This is a genomic window from Xanthovirga aplysinae, from assembly GCF_009711365.1.
In the GTDB taxonomy this organism is placed as follows: domain Bacteria; phylum Bacteroidota; class Bacteroidia; order Cytophagales; family Cyclobacteriaceae; genus Xanthovirga; species Xanthovirga aplysinae.
Genome location: NZ_SMMB01000419.1, coordinates 1 through 1,516, shown reverse-complemented (window position 1 = coordinate 1,516; position 1,516 = coordinate 1). Strand labels below are relative to the sequence as shown.

1 protein-coding gene is annotated in these 1,516 nt (G+C 41.8%); it reads right to left on the bottom strand.

The genetic code is table 11. From position 1 onward, the window contains the following. The coding region (locus E1171_RS23425; protein WP_187696167.1) for a hypothetical protein at positions 1–1,516 on the bottom strand (1,516 nt) is incomplete at both ends.

The following is a 1,516-nucleotide window of genomic DNA, read 5'->3' as shown; positions in this document are numbered from 1 at the left end:
ATAATTCGACTTTATTCCTGTCATGGTGTTGAGGTCATAATTTTGGCCTGACTGTGTTCCTCCCAGATAACCGGTGTTGAACACTCTTGAGCCACCCTCGGTTATTGTGCCAGTTACTTCCAGATTTTGATTGATACTTGTATTTCCTACTACATTTAATGCATCTGCATTGACAAGATTTGCCCCCAGCAAGGTTGTTTCAACAGATCCCTCAAATCGAGCCGTTTCCATCACTTTTAGCTCACGTCCAATTTCTACTGATCCGTAAAAAACACTCTCTCTAGATCTAATATTAAGTTCATCTAAGGTATTTCCGGCCCACCCGGATAATTTCATATTCTGTTTGGTCTGGTACCAATCATAACCGTCGTGATTAGCTAATAATCTAAATCCACCTTCATCATTTTCCAACTCCGCAATGACGTAGTGTTCTCCCATACTTGCTTTTAGGGGTTGATTAAAAGTAGATAGGCCCTGTACGGATAAATTGCCACCTATAACCAAACCATGGGTTAGTTGACTATCCTCATCTGACCTTAACATGACGTTGAGATTTCCTTCAGAATCTCTTAGATATAAGGCTACACTATCACTATTTGTCCAGAATCCGGAATTATTGGATTTACCTGCTGTTGTTATAGCAAAAGGCCAAAAATTACCACTGGTGAGGTTGTTAATCCGCATATTTCCCTCAAAATCTGCTAACCCACTAGTTCGTAGGTTACCCTCCACCGTCAAGGAAGGTTTAATGGTAACTCCTGAATTTTTAAAATTAGCTATGTCTACGGGGGTGGCTTGAGATCCCCACCTATTTCTAATGATGGTACCGTCTGGTCCATTATCCGCATTATAAATCACCAAGTTAGTGGATTCATTATTCCCCACTTCTTCTACAAATATGGAGTGAGTATCCGATACCCCACTCCAAATTATTCCTTTAGAGCTTTCATTTTTGATGATATCAAATCGGATGTCTCCATTGGATTTAATATCTCCACCAAATTGGGACAACCCACTCACCTTCATATTTCCTAACACATCCAGAGTGGAATGACCGCCAAAATCATCTGTAGCATGTCCTATGCTCAAAGCTTTAAAAGCCCCACGCAGGGCATCAGGATATGTTCGACCACCTTCCAGGGTAAATTTGATGTACTCTCCCTCTGGGGGCGGTACATTGACCAATTCGGCCTCATAGAGCACGCGTTTTGGGGCCCTTGCCCCTGATCTTAAAACGTAATATTCCTGAGGCGTGGCCGGTGCCTCCTGCAAATAAAGGGAATTAAAGGCTGCCGCCGAAGTATTTTGCTTATTGCCATGAAATTGTAAAATTCTCCCATTAATATAAACTAAACCAGAATCTATGTTATAGGTATCCAGATCGGAACCTGGTTTAATAGCACAACCACTAAAAATAAAGGGCCCCAACTCTCTGTATTGTTCTTCCAGGGCAATAAATAGTTCGTCCTGCATGATTTGCAAGTCATCATTATGCAGCATACGGCCGCCTTCTGTA